The sequence below is a fragment of the Streptomyces sp. NPDC057702 genome (assembly GCF_042799315.1).
GTDB lineage: Bacteria > Actinomycetota > Actinomycetes > Streptomycetales > Streptomycetaceae > Streptomyces.
The window spans coordinates 103670-129251 of sequence record NZ_JBHVJC010000017.1; the positions used below are offsets into that span (position 1 = coordinate 103670).

The 25582-nt window shown below is 72.9% G+C and carries 24 protein-coding genes; 11 read left to right on the forward strand and 13 right to left on the reverse strand.

Annotated elements, in window-relative coordinates:
- Positions 1-164 precede the first annotated feature (164 nt).
- Both ACFVFR_RS15340 and ACFVFR_RS15345 read left to right on the forward strand, forming a co-directional pair.
- Positions 165-1424, forward strand: coding sequence for an ABC transporter ATP-binding protein (locus tag ACFVFR_RS15340; protein ID WP_383701555.1), 1260 nt, complete (start codon positions 165-167; stop codon positions 1422-1424).
- Complete coding sequence (locus tag ACFVFR_RS15345) at positions 1421-2380, forward strand: ABC transporter permease (protein WP_383701557.1); 960 nt, start codon at positions 1421-1423, stop codon at positions 2378-2380. The genes ACFVFR_RS15340 and ACFVFR_RS15345 overlap by 4 nt, the downstream gene beginning before the upstream one ends.
- 39 nt (positions 2381-2419) lie before the next feature.
- On the opposite strand, the gene ACFVFR_RS15350 is transcribed toward ACFVFR_RS15345, so the two are convergent.
- Positions 2420-2737, reverse strand: a complete 318-nt coding sequence (locus ACFVFR_RS15350; protein WP_383701559.1) for an ATP/GTP-binding protein — start codon at positions 2735-2737, stop codon at positions 2420-2422.
- A 236-nt stretch (positions 2738-2973) separates the two neighbouring features.
- On the opposite strand from ACFVFR_RS15350, the gene ACFVFR_RS15355 reads away from it, so the two are divergent.
- Positions 2974-4008, forward strand: a complete 1035-nt coding sequence (locus tag ACFVFR_RS15355) for an LLM class flavin-dependent oxidoreductase (protein WP_383701561.1) — start codon at positions 2974-2976, stop codon at positions 4006-4008.
- 152 nt (positions 4009-4160) lie between these two features.
- On the opposite strand, the gene ACFVFR_RS15360 is transcribed toward ACFVFR_RS15355, so the two are convergent.
- Entirely contained in the window at positions 4161-4553 is a 393-nt protein-coding gene (locus tag ACFVFR_RS15360) for an SCO5389 family protein (RefSeq protein WP_383701563.1), read from the reverse strand.
- A 211-nt stretch (positions 4554-4764) separates the two neighbouring features.
- On the opposite strand from ACFVFR_RS15360, the gene nucS reads away from it, so the two are divergent.
- Positions 4765-5427, forward strand: a complete 663-nt coding sequence (gene nucS, locus ACFVFR_RS15365; RefSeq protein WP_383701565.1) for an endonuclease NucS — start codon at positions 4765-4767, stop codon at positions 5425-5427.
- A gap of 265 nt (positions 5428-5692) precedes the next feature.
- Here the strand turns inward: nucS and ACFVFR_RS15370 are convergent, their stop codons facing one another.
- The 4 genes from ACFVFR_RS15370 to ACFVFR_RS15385 all read right to left on the reverse strand — a co-directional run bounded on the left by ACFVFR_RS15370 (position 5693) and on the right by ACFVFR_RS15385 (position 11143).
- Positions 5693-8476 (reverse strand): ATP-binding protein, encoded by a 2784-nt coding sequence (locus ACFVFR_RS15370; RefSeq protein ID WP_383701567.1) that lies wholly within the window; start codon positions 8474-8476, stop codon positions 5693-5695.
- Positions 8477-8891: 415 nt separating this feature from the next.
- Positions 8892-9215 (reverse strand): STAS domain-containing protein, encoded by a 324-nt coding sequence (locus tag ACFVFR_RS15375; RefSeq protein ID WP_383701569.1) that lies wholly within the window; start codon positions 9213-9215, stop codon positions 8892-8894.
- A gap of 284 nt (positions 9216-9499) precedes the next feature.
- Positions 9500-10351, reverse strand: coding sequence for a 3-hydroxyacyl-CoA dehydrogenase family protein (locus ACFVFR_RS15380; RefSeq protein ID WP_383701572.1), 852 nt, complete (start codon positions 10349-10351; stop codon positions 9500-9502).
- A 150-nt stretch (positions 10352-10501) separates the two neighbouring features.
- Positions 10502-11143, reverse strand: a complete 642-nt coding sequence (locus ACFVFR_RS15385) for a TetR/AcrR family transcriptional regulator (RefSeq protein WP_383701574.1) — start codon at positions 11141-11143, stop codon at positions 10502-10504.
- A gap of 78 nt (positions 11144-11221) precedes the next feature.
- Here ACFVFR_RS15385 and ACFVFR_RS15390 point away from each other — a divergent pair, with 78 nt between their 5' ends.
- From ACFVFR_RS15390 to ACFVFR_RS15400, 3 genes are all read left to right on the forward strand, one after another.
- Positions 11222-12013, forward strand: coding sequence for an ABC transporter ATP-binding protein (locus ACFVFR_RS15390; protein ID WP_383701576.1), 792 nt, complete (start codon positions 11222-11224; stop codon positions 12011-12013).
- A 180-nt stretch (positions 12014-12193) separates the two neighbouring features.
- Positions 12194-12961, forward strand: coding sequence for an ABC transporter permease (locus ACFVFR_RS15395; RefSeq protein ID WP_383701578.1), 768 nt, complete (start codon positions 12194-12196; stop codon positions 12959-12961).
- A gap of 20 nt (positions 12962-12981) precedes the next feature.
- On the forward strand, positions 12982-13569 hold the full coding sequence (locus ACFVFR_RS15400; RefSeq protein WP_383701580.1) for a cob(I)yrinic acid a,c-diamide adenosyltransferase: 588 nt from the start codon (positions 12982-12984) through the stop codon (positions 13567-13569).
- A 120-nt stretch (positions 13570-13689) separates the two neighbouring features.
- Here the strand turns inward: ACFVFR_RS15400 and ACFVFR_RS15405 are convergent, their stop codons facing one another.
- Positions 13690-14424: a hypothetical protein gene (locus ACFVFR_RS15405; RefSeq protein ID WP_383701582.1), complete on the reverse strand. Its 735-nt coding sequence runs from the start codon at positions 14422-14424 to the stop codon at positions 13690-13692.
- A gap of 195 nt (positions 14425-14619) precedes the next feature.
- On the opposite strand from ACFVFR_RS15405, the gene ACFVFR_RS15410 reads away from it, so the two are divergent.
- The 4 genes from ACFVFR_RS15410 to ACFVFR_RS15425 all read left to right on the forward strand — a co-directional run bounded on the left by ACFVFR_RS15410 (position 14620) and on the right by ACFVFR_RS15425 (position 19674).
- Positions 14620-15942, forward strand: a complete 1323-nt coding sequence (locus ACFVFR_RS15410) for a histidine kinase (RefSeq protein WP_383701584.1) — start codon at positions 14620-14622, stop codon at positions 15940-15942.
- A complete protein-coding gene (locus ACFVFR_RS15415) occupies positions 15939-16733 on the forward strand; it encodes a response regulator (RefSeq protein WP_383701586.1) in 795 nt (264 codons plus the stop codon). Before ACFVFR_RS15410 ends, ACFVFR_RS15415 begins: the two co-directional genes overlap by 4 nt.
- 200 nt (positions 16734-16933) lie before the next feature.
- The gene (locus tag ACFVFR_RS15420) at positions 16934-18772 is read left to right on the forward strand and encodes a glycosyl hydrolase family 18 protein (RefSeq protein WP_383701705.1); all 1839 of its coding nucleotides are present in this window, start codon (positions 16934-16936) and stop codon (positions 18770-18772) included.
- A 212-nt stretch (positions 18773-18984) separates the two neighbouring features.
- On the forward strand, positions 18985-19674 hold the full coding sequence (locus ACFVFR_RS15425) for a haloacid dehalogenase type II (protein WP_383701588.1): 690 nt from the start codon (positions 18985-18987) through the stop codon (positions 19672-19674).
- Between the two features lie 39 nt (positions 19675-19713).
- Here the strand turns inward: ACFVFR_RS15425 and ACFVFR_RS15430 are convergent, their stop codons facing one another.
- From ACFVFR_RS15430 to atpA, 6 genes are all read right to left on the reverse strand, one after another.
- Positions 19714-20193, reverse strand: coding sequence for a nitroreductase family deazaflavin-dependent oxidoreductase (locus ACFVFR_RS15430; protein ID WP_383701590.1), 480 nt, complete (start codon positions 20191-20193; stop codon positions 19714-19716).
- 273 nt (positions 20194-20466) lie between these two features.
- Entirely contained in the window at positions 20467-20967 is a 501-nt protein-coding gene (locus ACFVFR_RS15435; RefSeq protein WP_383701592.1) for a DUF2550 domain-containing protein, read from the reverse strand.
- Positions 20968-21085: 118 nt separating this feature from the next.
- Complete coding sequence (locus tag ACFVFR_RS15440; RefSeq protein ID WP_383701594.1) at positions 21086-21463, reverse strand: F0F1 ATP synthase subunit epsilon; 378 nt, start codon at positions 21461-21463, stop codon at positions 21086-21088.
- 109 nt (positions 21464-21572) lie between these two features.
- Complete coding sequence (gene atpD / locus ACFVFR_RS15445) at positions 21573-23027, reverse strand: F0F1 ATP synthase subunit beta (RefSeq protein WP_383701596.1); 1455 nt, start codon at positions 23025-23027, stop codon at positions 21573-21575.
- A 1-nt stretch (position 23028) separates the two neighbouring features.
- A complete protein-coding gene (locus tag ACFVFR_RS15450) occupies positions 23029-23955 on the reverse strand; it encodes a F0F1 ATP synthase subunit gamma (RefSeq protein ID WP_383701598.1) in 927 nt (308 codons plus the stop codon).
- Between the two features lie 2 nt (positions 23956-23957).
- Positions 23958-25529: a F0F1 ATP synthase subunit alpha gene (gene atpA, locus ACFVFR_RS15455; protein ID WP_383701600.1), complete on the reverse strand. Its 1572-nt coding sequence runs from the start codon at positions 25527-25529 to the stop codon at positions 23958-23960.
- Positions 25530-25582: the final 53 nt, after the last annotated feature.

Here is a 25582-nt window from a genome sequence, read left to right on the forward strand (position 1 = left end):
GGCGAGGGGGACAAGACGGGTGTCACCGGAGGTTTCCCCAGCGCGTGTCTCGGGGTCGTACCGATGGCGACGCAAATGGAACCGTCAGCTCCCCGTTATCCTCCTAAGCCTCACGGGGGCGAGCCGGCAGGTGGCGATGCCCCGACGACGGCGAGGGCGGAGATTTGATCGAGGCAGTCGGCCTGACGAAGCGCTACGGCGCCAAGACGGCCGTGCACAATCTGAGCTTCCAGGTACGGCCGGGCGCCGTCACCGGCTTCCTGGGCCCCAACGGCTCGGGCAAGTCGACCACCATGCGCATGATCCTTGGCCTGGACACGCCGACCGCGGGCCAGGTGACGGTGGGCGGCTATCCGTTCCGCCGGCTGCCGAACGCGCCCCGCCAGGTGGGCGCGCTCCTGGACGCCAAGGCCGTACACGGTGGCCGCAGCGCGCGCCAGCACCTGCTGAGCCTGGCCCAGCTCTCGGGCATACCGGCGCGCCGGGTGGACGAGGTGCTCGGCGTGGTCGGCCTGCAGGGCGTGGCCGCCAAGCGCTCCAAGGGCTTCTCGCTCGGCATGGGCCAGCGTCTGGGCATCGCCGCGGCCCTGCTCGGCGATCCGCAGGTGCTGCTCTTCGACGAGCCGGTCAACGGGCTCGACCCGGAGGGCATCCTGTGGGTGCGCAACCTCATGAAGCAGCTCGCCGCCGAGGGGCGTACGGTCTTCGTCTCCAGCCACCTGATGAGCGAGATGGCCCTCACGGCCGACCACCTGATCGTCATCGGTCGCGGTCAGCTCCTCGCCGACATGAGCGTCACCGACTTCATCTCCGCCAACTCGGCCGACTTCGCCCGGGTTCGGACGCCGGAGGGCGAACCGGCGCAGCGCGAGAAGCTGGTGGCGGCGCTCGCCGAGGCGGGCGGACAGGTGCAGCCCGAGCAGGACGGGGCGCTGCGGGTGACCGGGCTGGCGCTGCCGCGCATCAGCGACCTCGCCCACGAGGCCGACATCCGGCTGTGGGAGCTCGCGCCGCACCGGGCGTCGCTGGAGGAGGCGTACATGCGGATGACGCAGGGCGCCGTGGACTACCGCTCGACGCACGACCCGCGCGCCGGCCTCCAGCAGCAGCCCGCGCCGGGCCAGCCGCAGCCGCCGGGCGCCCCGCAGGGCTGGGGCCAGGGCGCGGGGCAGGCTCCCGGCGCGTTCCCGGGCCAGCCGCACCCGTACGCGCCGGGCCAGCCCCAGCCGTACGCGCCCGGTCAGCCGCAGCCGTACGCACCGGGCCCGCCCGCACCGCAGGCGCCGGGCGCGCCCGCGCCGGCCGCCGCCTCGCCCCGTACCACGCAGTTGCGCGCCCTGCCGGACCAGCGGCCGGCGCCCGCGCCGCAGCCGCCCGCCACCCCCGCCGACCCGAACCAGCGCGACAGCGAGGACGCCCGATGACCACCCCTCAGCAGCCGCACTCCGCCCCCGCCCCGCAGCCCCAGCGGGCCCAGACGCTGGAGGCGCCGCACCCGGGGATGCCGGGCGGCGCCCCGCACACGCCGCCGCCCGGGCAGGCCCACGGGCAGGCGCCGGCCGGTGGCTTCGCGCCCGTCGGCTACATCTCGCCGATCCCGATCCGGCCCACCCACTTCGGGCACGCGCTCGCCTCCGAGTGGACCAAGATCAAGTCGGTGCGTTCGACGATGTGGACGCTCAGCGTCATGGTCGTGCTGGTCGTCGGCATCGGCCTGCTGACCGCGGTCGGCCTCGCGAGCGGCGACACCGACCTGGACGGCGAGTCCCCGCTGAGCTTCGGCTTCTTCGGGGTGCTGCTCGGCGTGCTGTGCGTGATCACGCTCGGCGTGCTGGCGGTCTCCTCGGAGTACGGCACCGGCATGATCCGCACCACCCTGACCGCGTGCCCGAGCCGGGGCCGGGTGCTGCTGGCCAAGGCCACCGTCTTCTTCGGCCTGACCTTCGCGGTGACGCTGGCCTCGACGACCGTCGTCGCCCTCGTCAACGACAGCATGCTCAGCGGCAACAAGGGCGCCGGCGAGTCCGGCGGCTCCGACTGGTTCAAGGCCACCGTGGGCGTCAGCCTGTACGTGGCCGTGCTCGGGCTGCTCGCGCTGGCCGTGGGCTCGCTGCTGCGGCACTCCGCCGGCGCGATCACCATCATGATCGGCGCGGTGCTGCTGCCGCTGGTGCTGGCCCTGTTCATGCGCGGCGAGGCGCTGGAGGACGTCCAGCGGGTGCTGTTCGAGTACTCGATCCCCAGTCAGATCGGCGTGATGTTCAGCAACACCGTCACGGACTCGGGCCCCTCCGGCTGGGACCCGCTGCTGATCATCGCGGTCGCCGCGGGGGCGGCGCTGGCCGCCGCGTTCGCCGTGCTGGACAAGCGCGACGTCTAGCCCGCCGGGGTCCGACCGCCTACGGGCCGCCCGTCCGCGTCAGTAGCGCGGCGCGTTACGAGACCGCTGGAGCCGCGCGCTCCGGCGGTCTCGCGCGTTCCAGCACGCGCGGTGCCAGTGGCGGCGGTCTTCCACGCCCGCGTAGCTCTGCCAGGCGACGAGGTGGCCCACGCCCGGCGGAATCTCCTGGTCGCATCCGGGGCAGCGGTAGTGCTTGCCCGCAGCGGCGCCCGCCACCGCGCGCACCAGCCACTCCTCCCCCTGCCAGGTCTCCGTGCGCTCCCCGCCCGTCGACCCCCAGGCGGAGCTCTCTGCTGGTTTCTCGCCGCCTCGGGGGCGGTTTCGGCGCGGGGACACGGGGCACCTCGTGGCGTCGGCGGGAACTACGGACCGTTACCAGCGTAAGGGTTGTCGTCACCGGAGCGGGAGCCGCGTGGGAAGCGGTCGCGCACCGCACCGGCGCACCACCGGCCACCACATCTGATGATCATCATGAAAACTTCTTGCCAAGCCGTGCCTTTGGCACGTGACAGACGTTGTTGCCTCCAAGGGGGCCGCGTCGGTCGCGAAGCTGCGAGAGGAGGCGGAGTGCGATGCGCGTTGGAGCGTTCGTCCTGGCCGCGCAATTCCCGGGCCAGGGACAGGGGGAGGCACTGCGCAGGGCGGTCAGGACCGCCGAAGTCGCCGAGAGGGCGGGGCTGGACGCGGTCTGGCTGGCCGAGCACCACTTCATTCCCTACGGCGTCTGCCCGTCCGCCACCACGCTGGCCGCGCTGGTGCTCGGGCGCACGCGGCGGATCGGGGTCGGCACCGCGGTGAGCGTGCTGTCCACCACGCATCCGGTCGCCCTGGGTGAGCAGGCGGCGCTGCTGCACCTCACCACGGGTGGCCGGTTCACGCTGGGGGTGGGGCGCGGTGGGCCCTGGGTGGATCTGGAGGTGTTCGGCGCGGGCGTGCGGGCGTACGAGGAGGGCTTTCCCGAGTCGCTTGACCTGCTGCTGCGCTGGTTGCGGGAGCCGTCCGTCGGCGCGGACGGAGAACGCTACGCCTTTCGGGAGGTCCCGGTCGTGCCACGGGCGGACGAGTTCCTGGACGGCGTGGCGGCGGACGGGCCTCCCGTGGTCGTCGCATGTGTGTCGCCGCGCGGCGTGCGGTTGGCCGCCGAGCGGGGGCTGCCCATGTTGCTCGGGATGCACTGCGGGGACGAGGAGAAGGCGGAGATGGTCGCCCTGTGGCGGCGCACGGCGCGCGCCGCCGGGCACTCGCCGGAGGTCGTCGCGGCGGCCCCGCACGTGTCCACCGGTGTCCTGCAGATCGCCGACACCCGGGCGGACGCGGCGGAGTCACTGCTCAAGGCGATGCCCGGCTGGCTACGGCAGGGGCTCGGGGCGTACGTGACGGTCGACGGGCGGCGGCGTGCGATGCGCGACCCGCGGGCGTACGTGGAGTTGCTGTGCTCGCTGCACCCGGTGGGGCCGCCGGCGCTGTGCGCGGACCTGCTGGCCGCGAGCGCCGAGCGCACCGGCATCGACCGGTTCGCCCTGCTGGTCGAGGGCTGTGGCGAGCTGACGGGCACCGAGGAGAACGTGCGGCGGCTGGGCGCGGAGGTGCTGCCGCGCTGTGGCTGACGGCGGGCGCCGTGGGCGAGGGCCCCGGGCGGTGGCCGGGGCGGGGCGCGGGTGGCCGGGGCGGGGGTGCGGCGGTCGGGGCACGGGCGTGGGGGCGGCGCCGCCCCGCGTCGTTCAGCACCTGGCGCCCGCGGGACGGCGGCGACCGCGCGTCAGCAGTCGCGCAGCTCCGGGGACTGGTTCAGGATCTGGCCCCGGATCGAGGTGAAGCGGGCGATCCGGTCGTCGGCCGCCGGGTCGAGCGGGAAGACCGCCACCCGGTGGCAGTTCTGGAAGGCCAGCCGCACACCGAAGTGCCGCTCCAGCGAACCGCGTATCGCGTCACTGGCGAGCGCGCGCAGCAGTTGCCCACGCGCCTTCTCGTCCGGCGGCGGCACCTGGTTGTCGGCGATCTCGCCGCCGTCCACCTTGAGCTGGGCCACCAACGAACTGACCATCTCCCAGGCGTACGGCAGGGAGGTCCGGACGCAGTCGACGAATGCGGCTTCGTCGACCTCGCCTCGCTCGGCCTGTTCGAGCAGGGCCGGTGAGACGTCGAGCGACATGGGTTCTCCTCTCGTGACCCCGGGACGCGGGGCCGGGCGGATGAGGGTGCGAGCCGCGACGCAGCGTACTCGCGCGGCGACCCCCCGCCGCAACGGTAGTTCCGGCTGCCGTGCCCGCACCAGGACGGCGCACCTACTACCGGCCACGGGGACGGGGGAGGGCGTCGGGCGAATCGCGTGCACGGGGCGGCGTCGAGTAGCGTTGCCGACCATGCGTCTCGTCATTGCCCGCTGCTCCGTTGACTACGTGGGCCGGCTCACCGCTCATCTCCCCTCCGCGCCCCGGCTGATCCTGGTCAAGGCCGACGGCAGCGTGTCCATCCACGCGGACGACCGGGCCTACAAACCCCTCAACTGGATGTCGCCGCCCTGCACCCTCAAGGAGGGCGCGGACAACGTGTGGACCGTGGTGAACAAGGGGGGCGAGAAGCTCATCATCACCATGGAAGAGGTGATGCACGACTCCTCGCACGAACTCGGAGTCGACCCGGGGCTGATCAAGGACGGCGTGGAGGCGCACATCCAGGAGCTGCTGGCCGACCGCATCGAGACCCTCGGCAGCGGCTACACGCTGATTCGGCGCGAATACCCCACCGCCATCGGCCCCGTGGACATCCTGTGCCGGGACGGCGACGGCGGGACGGTCGCCGTCGAGATCAAGCGGCGTGGCGAGATCGACGGCGTCGAGCAGCTCACCCGCTACCTCGAACTCCTCAACCGCGACCCGCACCTGTCCCCGGTCAAGGGCATCTTCGCGGCCCAGGAGATCCGGCCGCAGGCCCGCGTGCTGGCCACCGACCGTGGCATCGGCTGCGTCATCCTGGACTACAACGCGCTGCGCGGCGTCGAGGACGACAAGCTGCGCCTGTTCTGACCCACCGCGCGCCCGACCGCGCGCCCCGCACCACCCCGTGGCCCGTCGCCCCCGCGCCGGGCCACGCCCACGTGCCCCTCCCCCGCGCCCCGACGCACCCGGCCTTCGCGCCGCCGTACGCCGTGACGCCGCGCTCCGTGCCTCCGCGCTGGCGGGCGTACCGGGTCCACGGCGCGTACGCCCCACGTCCCGCGCCGCCTGCGCCCGTACGCGGCGGGGCGGACAGCTCGTGGCGGAGCCGGTCGGCGAGCCGGGGCGGGTGGGGTCAGACCGTCGGGTTGGTGGTGAGGGGGGAGGTGGGGCGGGCGCCGGGATCGCTGGTGATCTGGGTGGGCGACTGCGGCGGGTCGACCGAGGTGGGGGCCGTGCTCGGCGGGCCCGTCGGCTCGGTGGGCGGGTCGGTGGGCTCGGTCGGCGGGTCCGTCGGCGTGGTCGGCGGGTCCGTGGGCCGGGTTGGCGGGGTGGTGGGCCGGGTTGGTGAATCGGTGGGCCTGGTCGGCCGGCCGGTGGGCTCCGGGTCCGTACGCGTGGGGTCGCCCGTCGGGGACGGCTTGCCCGTGGTCGGGTCGGCGCTGGTCGGCGGGGTGGTCGGACGCTGGCCGCCGTCCGTGGACGGCGCGGTGCTGGGCGCGCCCGAGCTGCCCGGGGCGGTGGTCGCGCCCGGCCGGCCGGTGCCCGGGGCCGGGTCGCGGCGGGGCTCGTCGGCGGCTCGTTCCTCGCCCCCGTGATCGCGCGCCGGCGTGCTGCGCGGTGGCGCGACGGGGTCGGGTCTCCCGTCGCCGCCCGAGGTGGCGCCGAGCGTGACGACCGTGCCCAGGACCGCCACCAGCAGGGCGCCGGCGCCGGCCGCCGCCGCGTTCCGGCGCACCACGAGCAGCGACGGCAGTCGCCGGAGCGAGGCCCGCCAGCCGCCGCGCCGCGTGCCCGCCGCCTTGTCCGGGGGAGCCTCGCCGGGCGGCGGCGCACCGGCGCCGCCTCCGGTGGCCGGGCTCGCGGCGCCCAGGCGTACGGCCGTCTTGTGCAGGGTGTCGTCCTCGGCGGCTCGCGGGCCGGCCGGGGGCGTCGCGGTCGGGTCGGGGCCGGCGAGGGGGCCCGGCGGGGTGGTGGCCGACGGTTCGGTCGGCGTCTCGTCCCCGGTGAGCTCTCCCAGGGTGTCGAGGCCGCCCGGCGCGGAGATCCCGGTCCGGTCCACGACCAGGGCCAGCGCCCGGCGACCGGCGACGGCCCCGCGCCGGTCCGCCAGCACCCCGCGCAGCGAGATGGACGCTTCGAGTTCCGCGCGGGCCCGGTCCAGTTGGCCCGCGCACAGCGCGAGCACGCCCAACTCGTGGTGGAAGTACGCCTCTTCGGCCACCTCGCCGGCGAGTCGGGCCGCCTCCTGGCCGTGGCGCAGGCAGCGCTCCCAGGCGCTCCAGCCCAGGCCCGTCGCGAACGCCGGGGCCGCCGTCCGGGCCAGCAGCACGGCCGCGCTGAGCTGTCCGACGCGCTGCCCGCCGGCGGGCTCGGGCCCCTCCTCCCGCTCGCCGCGGGCCCCGGTGGCGCCCCGGGCGGAGACCAGCGCGGCGAGCGCGCCCAGGATGGCGTCCGCCTCACCCGTGGTGCGGGCGGCGGCCACCGAGGGGTGGCCGGCCCACCAGGCGTAGTGCTGGGCGGCGGTGAGGGCGTGGGTCGACCCGCCGTCGGGGAAGCCCGCCGCCGCGAGCTGCGCGGCGACGCCGGTCGCCAGCCGGTAGTGGTCGCCGGCGGGGGTGAGCAGGCCGCAGCCGAGGAGTTCGGCGATGGCGGCGTCGGCCCGCGGGTCGCCGACGAGCGCGGGCAGGTGCGCCGGGTGCGGGCACTCCCCGCCGAGGACCAGCGCGAACCGCAGGGTCTCCCGGGCCGGCGCGCTGACCAGCTCGGCCAGCAGCGCGGCGGGGGCCACGCCCTCGGTGAGCGTGGGGACGCGCGGCCCGGCGCCGTCACCGGCCGCTCCTGGGCCGGCGGCTGCCTGGCCCACGGCGCCCGCGACGGAGGTCGCCTCGACGGTGGCGGTCTCGGCGAGCGGGACCGGGTGGGGGCCGGGTCCCGTCTGGGCCGGGCGCCCGGGCGAGCCGGCATCGGGGCCGAGGTCGGGATCGAGGTCGTCCGGATGGCTGCGGGCGCCGTCGGCGGGCCCCTGGTCGACGGCCGGGCCCGCGGTGACCGTGCCGGGCGGCGCGGCGTCGGAATCGGGGGCGATACCGGCCGCCCGGTCGCGGCCCCGCAACAGCGCCGCCGCCTGGACGAACCGCAGCGGCAGCCCCTCGGACTCGAACCACAGGTCCGCCGCCCAGGCCGCCTCCTCGTCGGTGGGCGGCCGGCGCACCAGGCGGCCGAGCAGCTCCATGCAGGCGGCGCGGCTCAGGCCGCCCAGGGCGACCTCCTCCAGGTACGCGCCGGGCGAGGGGGCCGAGACGTCGGGCGTGGCCGATATCAGGAAGGCGCACTCGGGGGTGGCGTCGAGGAAGTCGTCCAGGGCCGCTCCGTCGAACTCGACGTCGTCCAGGATCACGACGGCGCCGATGTCCCGGGTCAGCTCCAGGAGCTGGGCGCGGTTGGGGCGGTGCGCGGGCAGCCGGAAGACGGCGGCGCACAGGGCGTGCAGCAGGTCGACGGGGGTGCGGTGGTAGCCGGAGAGGCGGACGACGCCGTCCGGGGCGAAGTCACCGCAGCCGTCGGCGACCGCGTCCAGCAGGGCGCTGCGCCCGGCGCCGGCGGGGGCCGTCAGCCGTACGGAACGGCCACGGGCCAACAGGCGTATCAGCCGGTCGCGTTCCTCCTCGCGATCCAGGAGCGGCAGTTCGCGGTGGGCCGCGATGGCGCCGGGGCCGGCGGTGACGGTGGAGCGCGCGACGGCCTGGGCCCGGCGCAGTTCGGCGCGCTCCTCGTCGGTGTGTCGGCGCGGGGCGGCCGGCTGGTGGGGGCTGCCCGGCGGGCACCGCTCGATCTCGCTGCCGTCGAGGGGGTTGATGGTCAGCAGGTAGTCGCCCGAGGTGAGCTGGGCGGTGCGGGCGACGCCGGGTGTGGACACCGCCGAGGCGTGGCCCCGGTCGCGGGAGCCGATGGCGGGCGGGTGCGGGTCGCGGTGTGGTGAGCGCCGCGGGCCGCCGGCGGCGCCCGGAGCGTCGTGAGCGTGCTCTTCTGGCCCGCGGTGCGTCGGGTCCATGGTGAAAGCCCCCCAGAGCTGCGTGCCGTGTGGTCAGCGGGCTGGTCCGCGGTGGTGCCGTGACGAGCGGGAGGGCGCCCGGTCGTCGCGACGGTCCGGCGTCCGCCTGGCAAGGTCAGCGGCGGTCGCCAACTCCAAACCTCGGCCCAGTATCGCTGACCGGGCAGCGGCGTGCCGACCCGACGGGAGGAGAGGACACGCGATGCCCCGTGCCGGGGCGGCGGTCCGCGAGCGGCGGGGCGTACGTCGGTTCACGCCGGGTGGCCGGCGGCGACGGGCCTCACACCCGGGGCAGGGACTCGACTTCCAGGCCGCCCTCGATGGCCAGAATGCGGTGCAGGCGGGTGGCGACCAGGAGGCGCTGCATCTGCGGCGGCACCCCGCGCAGCACCAGGCGCCGACCGACCCGGCCGGCCCTGCGGTGGGCGCCCATGATGACGCCGAGCCCGGTGGCGTCCCAGGCGTCGAGCTCGGACAGGTCGAGCACGAGGTCTCCGCCGCCCCCGTCCACCGCCGTGTGGAAGGCCGTACGGGCGTCCGCCGCGCTGCGGATGTCGAGTCGGCCCGCGACGACCAGCTCGGCGTGGTCGCCCTTGATGTGCATATGCGCTCTCCGATGCTGCGTCGTTGTGGTCGTATGTCTACACAACTGACTGCCTCTCATACGGCAAAGTTGCCGCCCGTAAGCGAACCGATACCGAATTCACCCCATGGAGCGGGCCCATGGGGCGCGGGCCCGTGTGTGGTTGTCGTGGCACGTGGGGACGCCGCTTCCCGGGGGTCGCGACGCCCGCGCGCGTGGAGGCCAACTGCCCGTCCGTGCGGGGTTCGACACCGGCGTTCCGGTCGAGTACCCGGGTGACGGGGTGGGGCGGCGGGCCGGTGGGGTCAGCCGTGCGGGTAGAAGCCCTGGCCGCTCTTGCGGCCGATGTCGCCCGCGTCGACCATGCGACGCATGATCTCCGGCGGGGCGAACTTCTCGTCCTGGGACTCGGTGTAGATGTTGTCGGTGGCGTGCAGCAGGATGTCCACGCCGGTGAGGTCAGCGGTGGCCAGTGGCCCCATGGCGTGACCGAAGCCGAGCTTGCAGGCGATGTCGATGTCCTCGGCGCTGGCCACGCCCGACTCGTAGAGCTTGGCCGCCTCGACCACCAGGGCCGAGATGAGCCGGGTGGTGACGAAGCCGGCCACGTCGCGGTTGACGACCACGCAGGTCTTGCCGATGCCCTCGGCGAACTCGCGGGCGGCGGCCAGGGTTTCGTCGCTGGTCTTGTAGCCGCGTACCAGCTCGCACAGCGCCATCAGCGGGACCGGGGAGAAGAAGTGGGTGCCCACCACCCGCTCGGGACGGGAGGTGGCCGCCGCGATCTTGGTGATCGGGATGGCGGAGGTGTTGGAGGCCAGGATCGTCTCGTCCTTCACCAGGCCGTCGAGCGTGGCGAAGATCTCCCGCTTGACCTCGATCTTCTCGAAGACCGCCTCGACCACGAGGTCGGCGTCGGCCGCGGCGTCCAGGTCGGTGGTGGTGGTGATGCGGGACAGGGCCTGCTCGGCGGCGTCGGCCGTCAGCTTGCCCTTGGAGACGAACTTCGCGTACGAGGCCGCGATGCCGTCCTTGCCACGGGCCAGGGCGGCGTCCGTCACATCGCGCAGGACGACGTCCCAGCCCGCCTGGGCCGAGACCTGAGCGATGCCGGAACCCATGAGTCCGGCTCCGATGACGGCGAGCTTCTTGGCCACTGCGTCTCCCTTACCTGCCGGGGGCCACGGCGCCCCCACCCCACACTGGATTTTCGGCTGTGAGGCGGACCTTAGCGGGCGTCAGGGCCCCGGTGGCAGGGGAAGAGATGCGCGTCACGTCTCACATGACGGACCTCACACCGGTGGCGGTCACGGCGCGGGGCGTACCGCGTAGTTGAGGACGGTCTCGCCGAGGAGCCCCTCCATCTCGTCCAGCAGCACCAGCGCCTCGCGCGAGACCTCGGTGGCCTTGCGGCCGGCCATCATCTGGCGGCCGACGAAGCCCATCAGGGTGCTCTGTGTCCAGGCGAGCTGACCGCCCACCAGCAGCGGCAGCGGGTCCTGCGGGGTGGCCCCGGTCTCCTCGCGCAGGGCGTTCTCCACGGCCTCGACCACCTCCTGCTGGAGGTACCACAGATGCGCCTTGAGGGCGTGCGCGCCCTGGATGACGCGCATGAACCGGGCGTAGCCGTCGAAGAGCCCGACGGTGGGCGAGACGGCCTCCACCTCGTCGCGGAACTGGCGCAGCACGCCGAGCGCGGCGGACTCCCCCGCCGCCCGGCCGCGCACGTAGCGCGGCAGCCGGTCCACCACGCCCGCGCTGCGGTCGAAGAACAGGTCCTCCTTGGCGGGGAAGTAGTTGTAGACGGTGTTGACGGAGACGTCCGCGGCGGCGGCGATCTCCGCGATCGTCACCGCGTCGAAGCCGCGCTCCAGGAAGAGCCCGGTGGCCACGTCCGAGATGTGCTGCCGCGTCTGCCGCTTCTTCCGCTCCCTGAGTCCCTCTGCCATGCCCCCATCGTAAGCATCTGGGGATTCTACAATTTTGGAGTGATTGCAAAATTTAAGCAGCTCTGTTTTCCTGAGCGCATGGCAATCATCAGCACGGTCGGCCTCGCTCGGACGTTCACCACCGCACAGGGCCCCGTCCAGGCCGTGCGCGGCATCGACCTGACCGTCCGGCCCGGCGAGATCGTCGGCCTCCTCGGCCCCAACGGCGCGGGCAAGACCACCACGCTGCGCATGCTCACCACGCTGCTCGCCCCCACCGGCGGCGCCGCCACCGTCGCCGGCCGCGACCTGGTCCGCGACCCGGCCGGGGTGCGGCGCGTGAGCGGGTACGTCGCCCAGTCCGGCGGCCTCGACCCGCACCTGACGGTCCGCGAGGAACTGGTTACCCAGGGCCGGCTCTACCGGCTGTCCCGGACCGAAGCCGTGGCGCGCGGCGCCGAGTTGGCCGCCGACCTGGGGCTGGGCGAGCTGCTCGACCGCAAGACCGGGGCGCTCTCCGGCGGCCAACGGCGGCGCCTGGACATCGCCATGGGCCTCACCCACCGACCGGCGGTGCTCTTCCTGGACGAGCCGACGACGGGCCTGGACCCCGGCAGCCGCGCCGACCTGTGGGACCTGGTCCGCCGGGTGCGCGGCGAGCACGGCACCACGGTCGTGCTCACCACGCACTACCTGGACGAGGCCGACGCGCTCGCCGACCGGCTGGTGATCGTGGACAGCGGCGTGGTGGTCGCCGACGGCGCCCCGCGCGACCTCAAGCGCCGCCACACGGGCTCACCCGACGCCTCCCTTCACGACGCCTTCCTGGCGATCACCGGCCACGGCATCACCCCCGACGGGCCCGGCGGGACCACCCCGGCCGCCGCGTGAGCCACCCGTCCCGCGCCGGCGACGCCCCACGGCCCGCCCCGCACCCCGGCCCACCCCCGGGGCCGCCCCGCTGAGGCCCCCGGCCCCGACCGCGTACGCCCCGGGCCCCCCGACCCCGTACGCCCAACGCGTCCCGTCCCGTCCGCCCGTCCGTCCCTCCGTCCACCGGGAGCGCTCCCCATGTCCGCCGCCCTGACCACCCTGTGCTCCGACACCGCGCTGATCTGCGGCCGGTATGTCCGCCAGACCCTCAGATCCCGGTTCCAGGTCCTCTTCGGCATCCTCATGCCGCTGCTGTACCTGCTCTTCTTCGGCCCGCTGCTCACCGATCTGTCGCTGGACTCCGAAGGCGACTCCTGGCAGGTCCTCGTACCGGGTCTGCTGCTCCAACTCGGCCTCTTCGGCGCCTCGTTCGCCGGCTTCGCGGTGATCGTCGAGAAGCAGAGCGGGGTGGTGGAGCGGATGCGGGTGACGCCGGTGAGCCGCCTCGCGCTGCTGCTGGGCCGGGTGCTGCGGGACGCGGCCGTCTTCGTCTTCCAGGCCGTGCTGCTGGTGCTGGTCGCGCTGGCGATGGGGCTGCGCGCGCCGCTGGGCGGCATCCTGATCGGCCTCGCGTTCGTCGCCCTGCTCACCGTGTCGCTGGCCTCGCTGTCCTACGCGCTGGCGCTGCGGGTGGACACGCCGCAGGCGTTCGGGCCCACGGTCAACGCGCTGACCATGCCGTCCATGCTGCTGTCCGGGCTGATGCTGCCGATGTCGCTGGCCCCGGCCTGGCTGGACGCGCTCTCGCACGTGATGCCGTTCCGCTATCTGGTGGACGCGGTACGCGCGGCCTTCGTCGGCGACTTCGCCAGCCCCGCGATGCTGTACGGCACGCTGGTGGGCGTGGCCCTGTCGGCCCTGGCCGTGACCGTCGGCACCCGGGTGTTCACCTCGGCCGGCGCGTGAGCGGTGGTTACGCTCGACCCATGGTCAATCTGACGCGCATCTACACCCGCACCGGCGACAAGGGCACGACCGCGCTCGGCGACATGAGCCGTACCGCCAAGACCGACGTCCGCATCGCGGCCTACGCCGACGCCAACGAGGCCAACGCCGCCATCGGCGTCGCCATCGCCCTGGGCGCGCTGCCCGCCGAACTGGTACGCGTCCTCGTGCGCGTCCAGAACGACCTCTTCGACGTGGGCGCCGACCTGTGCACGCCGGTGGTGGCGGACCCCGAGTTCCCGCCGCTGCGGGTCGAGCAGTCCTACATCGACCAGCTGGAGGCGGACTGCGACACCTTCCTGGCCGACCTCGACAAGTTGCGCAGCTTCATCCTGCCGGGGGGCACGCCGGGCGCCGCGCTGCTGCACCAGGCGTGCACCGTGGTGCGGCGCGCCGAGCGCTCCACCTGGGCGGCGCTGGAGGCACACGGCACCAGTGAGGACGGCGGCTCCATGAACCCCCTCACCGCGACCTACCTCAACCGCCTCTCGGACCTCCTGTTCATCCTGGCCCGCACCGCGAACAAGGAGACCGGCGACGTCCTGTGGGTCCCCGGCGGCGAACGCTGACCCCCCGCGCGCCCCGTACATCTCCCGCGCGACCCCGCCGCCACGCCCCCGGACGCCATCGCGCCCGGCCGTCCTCCGCGACGCCCACCCGAGCCCCCGACGGACCCGCCCGTCGGGGACTCAGCGGTCCCGGTGCGTGTGGCGCGGGGGCGTGTGGCGCGGGGGCGTGGGCAGCCAGCCGGGACGTTCGGCGGGGGCGGTGTCGGTCCCCACGGCGGCGGGCGGCACGGCGGGACGCGCGGGATCGGTGTCGGTGGGCGCGGGGTCGGCGCGGTAGGTCGGGCCGGCGGCGGGTGCCCGACCGGTCGCGGGCGTCCGACCGGCGGGGTCGTCTTTCGGCCACAGCGTGTACGACAGGGCGACCAGCAGCCAGATGCCGGTCAGTATGCCCATCGGCGTCTGCGTGTCCCGCAGGGCCGCCGTGCGGTCGGGGTCGTCGACGTACCAGATCGCCAGTTGCAGCAGCCCGGCGGCGACACCCGCGCCCAGCGCCGTGCGCAGCCACATCCGCCACTCGTGGACGGCCCGCGCCATCCCGTACTTCGGCGGCTTCGCGGGCCGGGGACCGCCCGCGAAGCGGTACGCGAAGTGTCGGTCGGCCCAGGCGACCGTGTAGTGGCCGTACCCGACGGAGAAGCCGACGTACACCGCGGCCAGCCCGTGCCGGGCGCTCGCGGTCGCGCCCCCGCGCAGGTCGACGACGGTGGCGGCCAGCAGCGTGAGTTCGAGCAGCGGCTCGCACAGCAGCAGCGCGGCGCCCGCGCGCGGACGCCGCAGCGGGTAGCGCAGGCACAGGCCGCCGACCAGCAGCACCCAGAAGCCGACCTCGGCGACGACGATCATCGTGACGATCACGGCAGCACCCTCCCGCTCGATCCGTGGGGCCCGCGTGCCGGTCCCCGGGAGCCTCCTTCAGGCTGCCCCGCCCGCCGCGCCGCGCGCGTCGTCGGCGCTGACGAACCGGCACTGCATCCTTCGATGTAGCGGCCCGTCCCCGCGCACGACCGCCAGCGGACGCCGCGCCCGCGACCCGCGTGCTGTGATGGAGCCATGCCGCGCCGCCCCCTCTCGCTCCGCCCGGACGAACACGACGTGTTCATCAGCGTCAGCGGGCTCCTCGGCGGCCTGCTGCTGTACGCCCTCGGGCTGCGCAACAGCCCCGCCTCCCTCGGGCTGCCCGGCTGGCTCTCGCTGGTGGCGCTGGTCGTGATGGCCGGCGCCGAGCTGCTGCGGCGCACCGCGGCGCAGGTCGGTCTCGTGATCGGCACCTGCGCCCTGACCCTGGACGTGCTCACCGGCACCCTGGTGGCCACCGTGCTGATGTTCACGGACCTGGTGTACGCGGGCGTGATGTACGGCTCCCCGCAGGCGGCCCGCCGCATCCCGCGCGACTGCTACCTGATCACCGCGCTGGTCACCGTCGGCACCCTCGTCGCCTTCCGCGACCCGGCCGCCCTGCTGCTCGGCTTCGCCACCGCGATGATCACCATCGTGCCCGCCTGGACCGGCGCGATCATCCGCACCCACCGGGAGGCGGCCCAGGCCGCCCGCCTGGAGGCCGAGCGCACCGCGCTGCTCGCCGAGCTGGATCGCCGCGAGGCCGTCGCCACCGAGCGCGCCCGGATGGCCCGCGAGCTGCACGACATGGTCGCCGGCCACCTGTCGGCCATCGCCATCCACTCCACCGCCGGCCTCTCCCTGGGGGACCCGAAGGCGGCTCGGGAGGCGCTGGGGGTCATCCGCGAGAGCAGCGTCCAGGGGCTGGCCGAAATGCGTCGGCTCATCGGGCTGTTGCGCGACGCCAGCGGCGAGACCGAGCCCACCGTGGCGCCCACCCTCGACGGCCTCCAGGCGCTACTGACCCAGGCCGGGCGCACCGGCGCGGAGAGCGGCCTGACCTTCGCCCTCAGCGACGAGCGCGCGGCCGACGCCCCCGCCGACGACCACCCGCCCGCCCTCGACCCCCGCTCCCCGGCGGGCGCCACCGCGTCCGACCCGCCCCCCACCGAGGACGCCGACGCCGGCCCGCCCGACCCCGACGGCGAGGCCCGCGCCCTGCCGGCGCCGGTGGAGCTGGCCGCGTACCGCATCGTGCAGGAGGCGTTGACCAACGCGCTCAAGCACGCCGGTCCCGGGCAGGTGCGTGTGCGGCTGAGCCGGGCGGTGGGCGGGCCGCTGTGCGTGGAGGTGACCAGTCCGCTGGGCGACCGGGGCGGCCCGCGCGCGCCGGGCTCGGGCGCCGGGCTGGTCGGCATGGAGGAGCGGACCGCGCTGCTGGGCGGCGCGTTCGAGGCGAGCCCGGAGCAGGCCGGGCAGGACAGGATCTGGCGAGTACGGGCCGTACTGCCGGTGGACGAGGAGACAGGCACATGACCCACCCGATGGACGCGCACCCCACCGCGAGATCCCGGGGCCCGGCCGGCCCCCGACAGCCGACGGCCCCGGCGAGCCCCCAGGGGGCGCCGGAGCCGGTGGACGGGGCGGGGCCCGCCGAGCCCGTCCGGGTGCTGGTGGCCGAGGACCAGACGTCCGTACGCGCCGGCCTGGTGCTCATCCTGCGCTCCGCGCCCGACCTGCGCGTGGTCGGCGAGGCGGCCGACGGCGAGCGGGCCGTGGAGCTGGCCCGCGAGCTGCGGCCGGACGTGGTGCTGATGGACGTGCAGATGCCGCGCCTTGACGGGGTGTCGGCCACCGGTCAGATCGTCGCCGAAGGGCTGGCCGACGTCCTCGTGCTGACCACCTTCGACCTCGACGACTACGTCTTCGGGGCGCTGCGCGCGGGCGCCGCCGGCTTCCTGCTCAAGAACAGCGAGGCGGGCGAACTGCTGGCCGCCGTCCGCACGGTGGCCCGTGGTGAGGGCACGATCGCCCCGTCGGTGACCCGGCGGCTGATCCGCGAGTTCGGCCGCGTGCAGCCGCCCGGACCCGCGAGCGGGCCCGAGGCCGCGCTGCTGGACGCGCTCACCCGGCGCGAGCGCGAGGTGTTGGGCGCGCTGGGCGAGGGGCTGTCCAACGCGGAGATCGCCACCCGTCTGACGATGGCGGAGGCTACCGTGAAGACTCACGTCAGCCGGCTGCTCGGAAAACTGGAGTTGCGCAGCCGCGTGCAGGCCGCCGTGCTCGCCCAGGAGTGGGGTGTGAGCGCCCCGCCGCACCGGCCGTAACCGGAATCCCCCAATCTCACTTTGGTCCAGACCTATTGACCAGTGGTCCAGACCTCCTTACGCTCCCTTCACATCTTTGGTGAGCGTGTCATGACAATGACGGCTTACCGGGCGGCGCACGTTTCGCGAAGATCTCAGCCCGATATCCGGACCCCACATCCGGACCCGAATATCCAGGAGCCCCTGTAGTGAGATCAGGAATCGTCAGACGCATTCGACACAGCCGGCACAGAACCACCGCGGCGCTCGTGGCGCTCGCACTCCCCTTCGCCGCGCTCGTCGGCCTGGCCTCTCCCGCCCAGGCCGCCGAGTCCGCCACCGCCACCTACACCAAGGCAGCCGACTGGGGCAGCGGCTTCGAGGGCCGCTGGACCGTCAAGAACACCGGTGACACCGCGCTGAGCAGCTGGACCGTCGAGTGGGACGTGCCCTCCGGCACCACGGTCGGCTCCGGCTGGGACGCCACCATCACCGGCTCCAACGGCCACTACACCGCCAAGAACCTGAGCTGGAACGGTGCTCTGGCCCCGGGCGCCAGCGTCACCTTCGGCTTCAACGGCACCGGCGGCGGCGACCCCACCGGCTGTAAGCTCAACGGCGGCTCCTGCGACGGCAGCACGCAGCCGGGCGACACCCCGCCCAGCGCCCCCGGCATCCCCACCGCCAGCGACATCACCAACACCTCGGTGAAGCTGACGTGGGCCGCCGCGACGGACGACAAGGGCGTCAAGAACTACGACGTGCTGCGCGGCGGTTCCACCGTGGCCACCGTCACCGGCACCAGCTACACCGACTCCGGCCTGACCGCCGGCACCGACTACTCGTACACCGTCAAGGCCCGCGACACCGCCGGCCAGGTCGGCCCGGCCAGCGGCGCCCGCACGGTGCGCACCACCGGTGGCAACGGCGGCGAGCCCCCGGTGGGCGACGCGGTCAAGCTCGGCTACTTCACCAACTGGGGCGTCTACCAGCGCAACTACCACGTGAAGAACCTGGTGACCTCGGGCACCGCCGAGAAGATCACGCACATCAACTACGCCTTCGGCAACGTCCAGGGCGGCAAGTGCACGATCGGCGACAGCTACGCGGACTACGAGAAGCTGTACGACGCCAGCGCGAGTGTCGACGGCAAGACCGACACCTGGGACCAGCCGCTGCGCGGCAACTTCAACCAGCTCCGCAAGCTGAAGGCCAAGTACCCGCACATCAAGGTGCTGTGGTCCTTCGGCGGTTGGACCTGGTCGGGCGGCTTCGGTGACGCGGTCAAGAACCCGACCGCCTTCGCCGACTCCTGCTACAAGCTGGTCGAGGACCCGCGCTGGGCCGATGTCTTCGACGGCATCGACCTGGACTGGGAGTATCCCAACGCCTGTGGTCTGACCTGCGACACCAGCGGTCCGAACACCATCACCGACATGATGAAGGCGATGCGGGCCAAGTTCGGCAAGGACAACCTGGTCACCGCCGCGATCACGGCTGACGGCTCCAACGGCGGCAAGATCGACGTCGCGGACTACGCCGGCGCCGCGCAGCACGCCGACTGGTACAACGTCATGACGTACGACTTCTTCGGCGCCTGGGACGCGAAGGGCCCGACGGCTCCGCACTCGCCCCTCACCGCGTACCAGGGCATCCCGAAGGAGGGCTTCAACTCCGACGCGGCCATCCAGAAGCTGCGGGGCAAGGGCATCCCGGCGAAGAAGCTGCTGCTCGGCATCGGCTTCTACGGCCGAGGCTGGACCGGCGTCACCCAGAAGGAGCCGGGTGGCACGGCGACCGGCCCCGCGCCCGGCAAGTACGAGCAGGGCATCGAGGACTACAAGGACCTCAAGGACCGCTGCCCGGCCAACGGCACCGTCGCGGGCACCGCGTACGCCCACTGCGGCAACCAGTGGTGGAGCTTCGACACCCCGGCCACCATCGGCGGCAAGATGTCGTACGTGAAGGACCAGAAGCTCGGCGGTTCGTTCTTCTGGGAGTTCAGCGGCGACACCACCAACGGTGAGCTGATCTCGGCCATCAACAGCGGCCTGCGCTAGTCCCATCCCGGGGGGCCGCGACATCGCGGCCCCCCGGGCCAGCGGCCACCCTCCGAGGCCGCGACACTCCACCGTGGGACCGGTGAGATCCGGACCGGGGAGTCGGCACCGCCCGCCGACTCCCCGGTCCTTCGCCGTGTCCGGGAATCCCCACGGCGGTGGCCGCGTTCGCCCGACTGGAACCACCCGTCACACCAGCCAGGAGAGACCGCGTGCCCACGCCGCAGATCGACGCCCTCGTGTTCGACGTGCTCGGCACCCTCGTCGACGAACCCGCCGGCCTGCGCGCCGGCATCCGCGCCCTGGACCCGGGGCTCGACGGCGCCGAGGTCGACCGCCTCCTGACCCGGTGGCAGCGGCACGTCGAGGACGAGCAGCGCCGTGTCCACACCGGCGCCCGGCCCTACGCCGCCAGCGACGTCATCGACCGGGAGGCCGCCCAACTCGTCGCCGACGCCGTCGGCGTCGACACCCCGGGCGCCGTGACCGCCCTGGCCCACTCGGCCCGCGCCCTCCCGCCGTGGTCGGACACCGTGGCCGGCCTCGCCCGCCTGGCCGACCGCTTCCCGTTGATCGGGCTGTCCAACGCGAGCCGTACGGCACTGCTGGGGCTCAACGCCCACGCCGGACTCCGTTGGCACCAGGCCCTGTCCGCCGAGGACGCCCGCGCCTACAAACCGGACCCGGCGGTCTACCAGCTCGCCGTCACCGTCTCCGGGCTCCCGCCCGAGCGGCTCCTGATGGTCGCCGCCCACGCCTGGGACCTTCGCGGGGCCCAGGCCCTCGGCCTGCGCACCGCGTACGTGGCCCGCCCCGTCGGCGACCCGCCCACCGCCCAGGACACCTTCGACCTGCACGCCGAGGGCCTGGCCGACCTGGCCGACCAGCTCTCCGCCAACTAGACGCGGCCCCGCCCGGCCCGAGCGGACCGCACCCGCGGTTCAGCTCCCGGGCGCCGCCGGCCCGGCCGGCCCCGTCGGGGGCTCGGGTTCGAGGACGAAGACGGGAATCACCCGGGAGGTCTTCTCCTGGTACTCGGCGTACGGCGGGTACGCGGCGACCGCGCGCCGCCACCACCTGGCCCTCTCGTCCCCCGTGACCTCGCGAGCCCGCATGCTCCGGCGTACGGGACCGTCCTGGAGGTCCACCCGGGGGTCGGCCTTGAGGTTGGCGTACCAGACCGGGTGACGCGGGAAACCGCCCTTGGAGGCCACCGCCGCGTACCGCCCCTCGTGCTCCACACGCATCAGCGGAATCTTGCGGATTCTGCCACTCCGCGCGCCGCGCATCGTGACGATGACCACCGGCAGGCCCGTCTCCCAGAGCGTCGTGCCCCGCGTACCACCCGAGCTCTCGTACAGCTCGACCTGCTCCCGCACCCACCGCGCCGGACTCGGCTCGTACTCACCCTCAAGAGGCATCGCCGTCACTCCTCCCCCAGCTACCGCTGGGAGGTGCCCCCACCCCAACCACTGCTGGAGGTGCACACAACCCAGTCACCGTTGAGGTGCACACAACCCGACTAACGCTGGGAGGGACCCCCAACCAACGAGACCCCTCTACCTAAGCAACATTGACTCTCCCCCAGCTACCGCTGGGAGGGACCCCCAAACAACGAGACCCCTCTATCTAGGCAACATTGACCCTCCCCCAGCTACCGCTGGGAGGGACCCCCAACCAACGAGACCCCCTACCTAAGCCACATTGACTCGTTGGCCCGGGGGGGCGGCTTCTAGCCAGGCGAGGAAGCCGGTCAGGGCGTCTTCGCTCATGGCGAGCTCCAGGCGGGTGCCGCGGTGGTGACAGGCCAGTACGACCGCGTCGGACAGGAGGGCCAGCTCCTCCTCGCCGCGCGGGGTGCGGCGGGCGATGACCTCGATGGCCGAGCGTTCGAGCAGGCGGCGCGGGCGGGGCGCGTACGAGAAGACGCGAAACCACTCCACCCGGTCGCCGCTGTACCGCGCGACGCCGTACACCCAGCCCTTGCCGCTGTGATCGGCCACGACCCCACGCGGTCCCTCGGCCCCGGCGGCCCCGACGGTGTCGTTCTCCGTACGCGCCGGCACGTCCCAGCGCAGGCTACAGTCGAACGTTCCGCCGGATCGCTGGATCAGTCGTCTCCGCAGCCCGAAGACGAAGAGCCCCAGCAGCACGAGTACGACGACCGCGCCGCTGACAAGCAGAGCGAGGACCATCTTCACCGACCTCCTCGCGTCATCCAGCCAACCGGCACCTGCATCGCCTCAGCCGCGGGCCGCTGGACAGAGGTCCAGCGGGGCCCGCGGCTGAGGATCGTACGTATCCGTGGCCGGCTCAGTGCACGCCCGCCACCGCGCGCAGCCGGACCTCGGCGCGCCGCTCGGCGGCGTCGTCCGCATCCGACTTGGCACGCTCCAGCGCCCGCTCGGCACGCTGTACATCAATCTCGTCGGACAGCTCCGCGATCTCCGCGAGCAGCGACAGCTTGTTGTCGGCGAACGAGATGAACCCGCCGTGCACCGCGGCGATCACCGTCCCACCGTCGCTCGTACGGATGGTCACCGGGCCCGACTCCAGCACACCGAGCAGCGGCTGGTGGCCGGGCATGACGCCGATGTCACCCGATGTGGTGCGCGCGATGACCAAGGTGGCCGCGCCGGACCAGACACTCCGGTCCGCAGCGACCAGCTCGACGTGCAGCTCAGCAGCCAACGTGGCTCCTCGGGTCGTCACCCGGCGAGTGCGCCGGATGTTGGGTCGAATTCTAGTGGGCGTGACGGGAGGGACGGGACAACACCCGCCCCTCCCGCTACGTCAGGCGTCAGGCGACGCCGAGCTCCTTGGCCTTGGCCTTGAGGTCGTCCAGGCCACCGCACATGAAGAACGCCTGCTCGGGGAAGTGGTCGTACTCACCGTCGGCGATCGAGTTGAACGCGCTGATCGACTCGTCCAGCGAGACGTCCGATCCGTCGAGACCGGTGAACTGCTTCGCCGCGTGGGTGTTCTGCGACAGGAAGCGCTCGATACGACGGGCGCGGTGGACGGTGAGCTTGTCCTCCTCGCCGAGCTCGTCGATGCCGAGGATCGCGATGATGTCCTGCAGGTCCTTGTACTTCTGCAGGATCCCCTTGACGCGGGAGGCGCAGTCGTAGTGCTCCTGCGAGATGTACCGCGGGTCCAGGATGCGGGACGTCGAGTCCAGCGGGTCCACCGCCGGGTAGATGCCCTTCTCCGAGATCGGACGGGAGAGCACCGTCGTCGCGTCGAGGTGCGCGAAGGTGGTCGCCGGGGCCGGGTCGGTGAGGTCGTCGGCGGGGACGTAGATCGCCTGCATCGAGGTGATGGAGTGACCACGGGTCGAGGTGATGCGCTCCTGGAGGAGGCCCATCTCGTCCGCCAGGTTCGGCTGGTAACCCACCGCGGACGGCATGCGGCCGAGCAGCGTGGAGACCTCGGAACCGGCCTGCGTGAAGCGGAAGATGTTGTCGATGAAGAACAGCACGTCCTGCTTCTGGACGTCGCGGAAGTACTCGGCCATGGTCAGGCCGGCCAGCGCGACGCGCAGACGGGTGCCCGGGGGCTCGTCCATCTGGCCGAAGACCAGCGCGGTCTTCTCCAGCACGCCCGAGTCGGTCATCTCGTCGATGAGGTCGTTGCCCTCACGGGTGCGCTCGCCGACACCGGCGAACACGGAAACGCCCTCGTGCAGCTTGGCCACACGCATGATCATTTCCTGGATGAGGACGGTCTTGCCGACGCCCGCGCCGCCGAACAGACCGATCTTGCCGCCCTTGACGTACGGGGTCAGCAGGTCGACGACCTTCAGGCCGGTCTCGAACATCTCGGTCTTCGACTCGAGCTGGTCGAAGTCGGGCGCCTTGCGGTGGATGGCCCACCGCTCGGTGACGTCCGCCTCGGCCTCGGGCTCGTTGAGGATCTGGCCGAGGGTGTTGAACACCTTGCCCTTGGTGATGTCACCGACGGGCACCGTGATGCCGTCGCCGGTGTCGGTCACCGCGGCCTGACGGACCAGGCCGTCGGTCGGCTGCATCGAGATGGCACGGATGACGCCCTCGCCCAGGTGCTGGGCGACCTCAAGGGTCAGCGTCTTGAGCTTGCCGTCCTCGGCGGGGTCGGCAACCTCGACGGTCAGCGCGTTGTAGATCTCCGGCATCGCGTCGACGGGGAACTCCACGTCGACGACCGGGCCGATGACCCGCGCGACGCGGCCGGTGGCCACGCCGGCAGGAGCGGTCGGCTCAACAGTGGTGGTCATATCAGTCACTCCCCGCGGTCGCGTCGGCCAGGGCGCTCGCGCCACCGACGATCTCGCTGATTTCCTGGGTGATGTCGGCCTGGCGGGCCGCGTTGGCAAGCCGCGTGAGCGACTTGATGAGTTCTTCCGCGTTGTCGGTCGCCGACTTCATCGCGCGGCGCGTGGCGGCGTGCTTGGAGGCAGCCGACTGGAGCAGCGCGTTGTAGATCCGGCTCTCGACGTACCGCGGCAGCAGGGCGTCGAGGACGTCCTCCGCCGACGGCTCGAAGTCGAACAGCGGCAGGATCTGGTCCTTGGCCGCGCCCGCCTTCTCCGCGTGCTCGGTCGCCTCGTCGATGCTCAGCGGCAGCAGCCGCGCGTCGACCGGCGTCTGCGTCATCATCGACACGAACTCGGTGAAGATGATGTGCAGCTCATCGACACCGCCCTCGGCCGTCTCGGTGGTCACGGCCTCGATCAGGGGGCCGGCGACCGTCTTGGCGTCCGCGTACGTCGGGTTGTCCGTGAAGCCCGTCCACGACTGCGTGACCGCGCGGCCACGGAAGCTGTAGTAGGCCACGCCCTTGCGACCGACGATGTACGGCAGCACCTCCTTGCCCTGGGCGGTGAGCCGCTCGGTGAGCTGCTCGGCCGCCTTGATGGCGTTGGAGGAGTAGCCGCCGGCCAGACCGCGGTCGCTCGTGATGAGCAGCACGGCGGCCCGCGTCGGGCGCTCCACCTCGGTGGTCAGCGGGTGCTGGGTGTTGGACCCGGTGGCGACCGCCGTCACGGCGCGGGTGAGCTCACTCGCGTACGGCGTGGACGCGTCGACCTGGCGCTGCGCCTTCACGATCCGTGACGCGGAGATCATCTCCATCGCCTTGGTGATCTTCTTGGTGGCGGTGACGGACTTGATGCGGCGCTTGTATACCCGTACCTGGGCGCCCATGCTCAGCCCTCACCCAGCAGCTTGCCGTCCGAGGTCTCGAACTGCCGCTTGAAGGACGCGATGGCCTCGGCGACCGCCTGGAGCGTGTCGTCCGACATCTTCCCGCCCTCGCGGATCGAGGTCAGCAGGTCCTTGTGCTCCCGGTGCAGGAAGTCAAGGAGCTCACGCTCGAAGCGACGGATGTCCGCGACCGGAACGTCGTCCATCTTGCCGGAGGTGCCGGCCCAGATCGAGACGACCTGGTCCTCGGTGGAGTACGGCGCGTACTGGCCCTGCTTCAGCAGCTCGACCATGCGCTTGCCGCGCTCCAGCGACGCCTTCGACGCGGCGTCCAGGTCGGAACCGAAGGCGGCGAACGCCTCCAGCTCACGGAACTGGGCGAGGTCCACGCGGAGCCGGCCGGAGACCTGCCGCATGGCCTTGTGCTGCGCCGAACCACCGACTCGGGAGACCGAGATACCGACGTTCAGCGCCGGCCGCTGGCCCGCGTTGAACAGGTCCGACTCCAGGAAGCACTGGCCGTCGGTGATGGAGATGACGTTGGTCGGAATGAACGCCGACACGTCGTTGGCCTTGGTCTCGACGATGGGCAGGCCCGTCATCGAACCGGCGCCGAGGTCGTCCGAGAGCTTGGCGCAACGCTCCAGGAGCCGCGAGTGCAGGTAGAAGACGTCACCCGGGTAAGCCTCGCGGCCCGGCGGGCGACGCAGCAGCAGGGACACGGCGCGGTAGGCGTCGGCCTGCTTCGAGAGGTCGTCGAAGACGATCAGGACGTGCTTGCCCTGGTACATCCAGTGCTGACCGATGGCCGAGCCGGTGTACGGGGCGAGGTACTTGAAGCCCGCCGGGTCCGAGGCCGGAGCCGCGACGATCGTCGTGTACTCCAGCGCGCCCGCCTCCTCCAGCGCGCCGCGCACGCCGGCGATGGTGGAGCCCTTCTGGCCGACGGCGACGTAGATGCAGCGGACCTGCTTCTTGGGGTCGCCGGTGCGCCAGTTGTCGCGCTGGTTGATGATCGTGTCGACGGCCAGGGCGGTCTTGCCCGTCTGGCGGTCGCCGATGATGAGCTGGCGCTGGCCGCGGCCGATCGGGGTCATCGCGTCGACGGCCTTGAGGCCGGTCTGCATCGGCTCGTGCACCGACTTACGCACCATGACGCCGGGAGCCTGCAGCTCCAGGGCGCGACGGCTTTCGGTCTCGATCTCGCCGAGGCCGTCGATCGGGTTGCCGAGCGGGTCGACGACGCGACCCAGGTAGCCCTCGCCAACGGCGACCGAGAGGACCTCGCCGGTACGCGTGACCGGCTGCCCCTCCTCGATGCCGTTGAACTCGCCGAGGACGACCGCGCCGATCTCGCGCTCCTCAAGGTTGAGGGCGAGACCAAGGGTGCCGTCCTCGAACTTCAGCAGCTCGTTCGCCATGGCCGAGGGGAGGCCCTCGACCTTTGCGATGCCGTCGCCGGCAACGCTGACCGTACCGACCTCCTCGCGCGAGGCCGCGTCCGGCGTGTACGCCTGGACAAAGTTCTCCAGTGCGTCCCGGATCTCCTCCGGCCGGATCGTGAGCTCCGCCATCTGGGTTCCCTGCTCTCCTTGTTGGGCCCGAAGTTTTTCTGGGGGGTCTGGGG

Coding starts and splice junctions, on each gene's coding strand:
- ACFVFR_RS15345 (WP_383701557.1), top strand. CDS start 1,421: ATGACCACCCCTCAGCAGCCGCACTCCGCCCCCGCCCCGCAGCCCCAG.
- atpD (WP_383701596.1), bottom strand. CDS start 23,027: ATGACCACCACTGTTGAGCCGACCGCTCCTGCCGGCGTGGCCACCGGC.
- ACFVFR_RS15400 (WP_383701580.1), top strand. CDS start 12,982: ATGGTCAATCTGACGCGCATCTACACCCGCACCGGCGACAAGGGCACG.
- atpA (WP_383701600.1), bottom strand. CDS start 25,529: ATGGCGGAGCTCACGATCCGGCCGGAGGAGATCCGGGACGCACTGGAG.
- ACFVFR_RS15395 (WP_383701578.1), top strand. CDS start 12,194: ATGTCCGCCGCCCTGACCACCCTGTGCTCCGACACCGCGCTGATCTGC.
- ACFVFR_RS15430 (WP_383701590.1), bottom strand. CDS start 20,193: ATGCCTCTTGAGGGTGAGTACGAGCCGAGTCCGGCGCGGTGGGTGCGG.
- ACFVFR_RS15385 (WP_383701574.1), bottom strand. CDS start 11,143: ATGGCAGAGGGACTCAGGGAGCGGAAGAAGCGGCAGACGCGGCAGCAC.
- ACFVFR_RS15410 (WP_383701584.1), top strand. CDS start 14,620: ATGCCGCGCCGCCCCCTCTCGCTCCGCCCGGACGAACACGACGTGTTC.
- ACFVFR_RS15415 (WP_383701586.1), top strand. CDS start 15,939: ATGACCCACCCGATGGACGCGCACCCCACCGCGAGATCCCGGGGCCCG.
- nucS (WP_383701565.1), top strand. CDS start 4,765: ATGCGTCTCGTCATTGCCCGCTGCTCCGTTGACTACGTGGGCCGGCTC.
- ACFVFR_RS15450 (WP_383701598.1), bottom strand. CDS start 23,955: ATGGGCGCCCAGGTACGGGTATACAAGCGCCGCATCAAGTCCGTCACC.
- ACFVFR_RS15390 (WP_383701576.1), top strand. CDS start 11,222: ATGGCAATCATCAGCACGGTCGGCCTCGCTCGGACGTTCACCACCGCA.
- ACFVFR_RS15355 (WP_383701561.1), top strand. CDS start 2,974: ATGCGCGTTGGAGCGTTCGTCCTGGCCGCGCAATTCCCGGGCCAGGGA.
- ACFVFR_RS15360 (WP_383701563.1), bottom strand. CDS start 4,553: ATGTCGCTCGACGTCTCACCGGCCCTGCTCGAACAGGCCGAGCGAGGC.
- ACFVFR_RS15435 (WP_383701592.1), bottom strand. CDS start 20,967: ATGGTCCTCGCTCTGCTTGTCAGCGGCGCGGTCGTCGTACTCGTGCTG.
- ACFVFR_RS15375 (WP_383701569.1), bottom strand. CDS start 9,215: ATGCACATCAAGGGCGACCACGCCGAGCTGGTCGTCGCGGGCCGACTC.